The sequence below is a fragment of the Butyrivibrio sp. AD3002 genome (assembly GCF_000420905.1).
In the GTDB taxonomy this organism is placed as follows: domain Bacteria; phylum Bacillota; class Clostridia; order Lachnospirales; family Lachnospiraceae; genus Butyrivibrio.
Genome location: NZ_ATVV01000060.1, coordinates 1 through 4264, shown reverse-complemented (window position 1 = coordinate 4264; position 4264 = coordinate 1). Strand labels below are relative to the sequence as shown.

4 protein-coding genes and 1 pseudogene are annotated in these 4264 nt (G+C 38.0%); all 5 read left to right on the top strand.

The genetic code is table 11. The features are described 5' to 3' along the window. Window positions 1–285 (top strand): annotated as a pseudogene (locus tag G596_RS25385) (RNA-guided endonuclease InsQ/TnpB family protein); the annotation flags it as partial. Next, window positions 267–860, top strand: coding sequence for a winged helix-turn-helix domain-containing protein (locus G596_RS23215; RefSeq protein WP_022763575.1), 594 nt, complete (start codon window positions 267–269; stop codon window positions 858–860). The pseudogene G596_RS25385 and the gene G596_RS23215, both read left to right, overlap by 19 nt. Window positions 861–892: 32 nt before the next feature. Continuing rightward, complete coding sequence (locus G596_RS0120075) at window positions 893–1717, top strand: ornithine carbamoyltransferase (protein WP_022763574.1); 825 nt, start codon at window positions 893–895, stop codon at window positions 1715–1717. Window positions 1718–1863: 146 nt separating this feature from the next. Beyond that, window positions 1864–2985, top strand: a complete 1122-nt coding sequence (locus tag G596_RS0120070) for a Fic family protein (RefSeq protein ID WP_022763573.1) — start codon at window positions 1864–1866, stop codon at window positions 2983–2985. Window positions 2986–3306: 321 nt separating this feature from the next. After that, on the top strand, window positions 3307–3873 hold the full coding sequence (locus G596_RS0120060) for an HD domain-containing protein (RefSeq protein ID WP_022763571.1): 567 nt from the start codon (window positions 3307–3309) through the stop codon (window positions 3871–3873). Window positions 3874–4264: the final 391 nt, after the last annotated feature.

The following is a 4264-nucleotide window of genomic DNA, read 5'->3' as shown; positions in this document are numbered from 1 at the left end:
ACGGAAGAGAGCTATACATCCAAAGCGGATTTCCTTGCGATGGATGAGATCCCTGTGTATAAAAAGGGCAGGAAGTCTGACTATGTTTTTTCGGGAAAAAGGATAAAGCGTGGACTCTACAGGCACTACGATGGGACAATAACAAATGCAGACATAAACGGAGCTGCAAATATCTTAAGAAAAGTATTCCCAAAGGTAACTCAATGGGATAGGGGCATAGTGGACATGCCCTGTTCTTTGGGATGCACTAAGCATCCCAAAGGTTCATGCCGCTCTGCGGCATAACAGAAACCTCTTCCGACGCAGAGTCGGTGGAGGCAGTTCATCCGGTTTTCCTGTTAATGACAGGATTATATGAAAATATCTATGCAATCCAGAACGACCCAGCTCTTACTTTTTTGCTTAGAACCCCGAAAATAACATTAGAACCACTAAGCTTGCATCAAATAACGAAACAGTATGCAGATATTTTTCAGATTGATGAAGACGATGCCAAGAACCTTGCACGGATAACTAAGGGATATGCTTTTGCATTCCAAGCGCTAGGTCTTCTATATTATGAATATAGAGATGAAATGGAGTTAAGAGAAATTCTCCTCAAGCTTGATGATATGCTTGAGGATTTTGTATATAAAAAAATATGGTCCTCATTATCAAAGCAGGATAGAGCAGTCATTCTTGCAATAAAAAAGGATGAGACCAAAGTCAGTGAAATATGTAAGAAGGTAGGCATGACATCTGCTGTTTTCTCAAGATATCGTGATAGACTGATAAAAAGAGGTATAATCATATCTTCGGGACATGGTTATATTTCTTTGCTACTTCCTCGATTTGAGATTGTTGCTAAAACTTATGAATAAGGTCTTCTGAACAACGGATTATCTTTATACAAATGAAATCTTTTATAAAACTTACAGACTTCAAGAAAAGTGAATTATTGGAGATTTTCAAGATTGCTGATTCTATAGAGCAGTATGAGGGCTTCTTAAAAGGAAAGACTATCGTTATGTTCTTTCCATCATCCAGCATAAGAACCAGAGTGTCTTTTGAAAAGGGTATTTTTCTTCTCGGTGGGCAATCCATATTATTTGATCCTGCAACGTTAGATAAAAAGGAAGATATCAGGGATGTTTGCGGATATCTTCAAAATTGGGCTGATGCTGTTATAGTCCGTTACCCGGATATTACTATGCTTGATAAAATGGCTGCAGCTATGACAATACCAGTTATAAATGCACTGACAAATGATAACCATCCTTGTGAAATGATGTCTGATTTATATGCACTCTCAAAAGTCAGAGCTGATTACCTTAAGGATGAGTATTTGTTTGTAGGGGCAGATGGAAATATAGGGAGAGCCTGGAAAGAAGCTTCAGAGGCACTCGGATTTTCATTAACTCAGAGTAGTCCTGCAAAGTATCAAATCTCTGGAGTTACTTGTAATGATAACTTGAAGAATGCGCTTGAAGGTAAAGATATTATTTGTACGGATTCCATTCCTTCAAACATGATAGGGGAATTTAAAGATTATCAGATTTCTAAAGACTTGATGGGAGTAGCAAATAAAGGCGCTATCCTAAATCCATGTCCGCCATTTTATAGAGGCGAAGAAGTAACAGAAGATGTAATTGATTCTGATTACTTTGTGGGATATGAGTTTAAACAGAGTTTATTAAAAGTGCAGCAGGCAATTTTAATCTATTGCTTATCAGATTAAGGAAGATGATGAGTATGAAGTGATAGAGGTAACAGAATAAAATGTGAACATATTCATATAAAAATGACTTTTTGGTTTCAATGACAAAAGACGGATTCATCTGTATAATTTTCTTAAATGAAACAGATGGGAGATAGATATTATCGATGGGTGAGGATATAAAAAAAGATCCTTTTGAGGAATATATAAGGCATGTTGAACCGGATAAGAGAAAACTTGGTTATGCCTGGTATACAGCTGTCGGACTTCAGGCTGTTGATGGACTTAAGACTTCAGACTATCTTAAAGATACCGCGCAAAATAATATTGAAGGAAAAATAACCATCTCAGAAGCAGAGAAGCTCATTGAGAGTTATTATGAGACATCAAATTCAAGGGATACTGACAGGACAAAAGAAGCAGACTGCGTATCAGCAAGAATAGCAGCTATATTGTCTGATGATGCATTCACTTTTTCACTGCCTCAGTATCTTGGTATTCATAAGAGACTTTTTGAAGGAATATATGACCATGCCGGAAAAATCAGGGACTATAATATTTCTAAAAAAGAATGGGTACTGGATGGAGCATCTGTACATTATGGTAATGCCTTGGATTTGAAAGCTACACTTGAGTATGATCTACAGACCGAAAAGGAATATGAGTATTCTTATGATAATATCAGAGATGATATCAGACATCTTTCGAGATTCGTCGCTAACCTATGGCAAATACATGCTTTTGGGGAGGGGAATACAAGAACAACCGCTGTTTTCTTTATCAAATATCTGAGGACAATGGGATTTGATGTTACTAACGATATATTTGCTGAGAATGCATGGTACTTTAGAAATGCGCTTGTAAGGGCAAATTACAACGATTATTCAAAAGGAGTACATGCTACTACTGAGTATTTGGAATCATTTATGCGAAATCTTTTACTTGGTGAGCATAATGAACTGCATAACAGAAATATGCATATCAGTGGATATTTCGAAAAACAGGACATTGAGAAAGCAAAACAGGACATTGGTGATAAAAAACAGGACATTGAGGAACAAAAACAGGACATTCATATCCCGGAGGAGATAGGAAACAAAACAAAGAATAATATTATCAGTTTGTTTAAAAAATATGGATATGAATCATTTTTTGGAAGATCGGAAGTGATGGAAACACTATCTATCACAGCATCTCCGGCATCAGCTTTGATTAAGCGGATGCTTGATATGGAAATTATATATCCTATGAAGGGAAAGGGAAAAGGTAAATACCTTTTCAAAAAGTAAAATTATGCAAGTGGCCTTGTACGAATATACCGTAGGAACAGTCTTAGTGCTGTTCCTTTTTCTTTTACAATAATGTAACAACCCGTGACGCGAGGGATGATAGTGATAGCTCTGGAATTGTCCGGGGCTATTATTTTTGTCTGAAAAAAGGTATGATTATTCATAAGTTGTCTGAAATGATAGATTTAGGAAGTGTTTGGACGTATGAAGAAATCATCTATTTTGTTGGGAATAATAGCAGTGCTTATCGGAACAGTGGTGGTTGCGAGGGTTGTACTTGTAATAAAGAGTAAGAAGAGTTGATAACAAGGAGGAGCTTGTATGAACGCAAGGGAGTATTTAGAGATTTTACATGTTGCAGAGAGACTGAAAGATACGCCTCGTCATTGTACTACATCGAAAAGAAGAACTGAGAGTGTGGCAGAGCACAGTTGGCGGATTTCGCTCATGGCATTTCTTCTTAAACATGAGTTTGCAGATATAGATATCAATAAAGTTGTGGATATGTGCCTCATTCATGATCTTGGGGAGTGTTTTACCGGCGACATTCCGACATTTATAAAGACTGATTCCGATAGAGAGGTTGAAGATTCTCTTTTGAACCAGTGGGTTAAATCTCTCCCAGAGGAACTATCTGGGGAGATAGCTGCTCTTTATAAAGAGATGGATGCACAAGAAACTAAGGAGGCTAAGCTATACAAGTCATTGGATAAGCTGGAGGCCCTGATTCAACATAACGAGTCCCCAATTGATACATGGTCTGAAAATGAGTATGAGCTCAATAAGACATATGCGTTTGATACAGTTTCTTTTTCGGAATGGCTTACACAGCTGAGGAAAGCAATTCTTGAAGATACATTAGAAAAGATCGAGAGGGAAGGACAGTAATATGCTGGTGATAGTGTCAAATAATCTATGAAAAAACTGGGTCAAAAAAATAGGCTCAGATGAACCTTGAAAATTGCAGATATATAGGTTGAGGTAGCCGGACGCCACCCTTGACAGCACAAAAAATAACTGCTGACGGTTAATCACCGACGGCGAAGAACTCAAGAACAATCAGATTTTCTCCGTCGTTTGCAGCAGTGTAGCAGTTATTTTTTGTGCCATCAAGGGCAAGCCGCTAAAGCGGTGGCTAGGTTAATACCTCGGGCTCAGAATCTAAGAACAATCAGCTGGCAGCCTGAAGTTCAAGTATCTTCTTCTGACCGAAGTAGATCATCAGCTGCCACCTAGCGGGCATGTTTTCAGCCTTTGACAGAATCTCATCTACAACTGG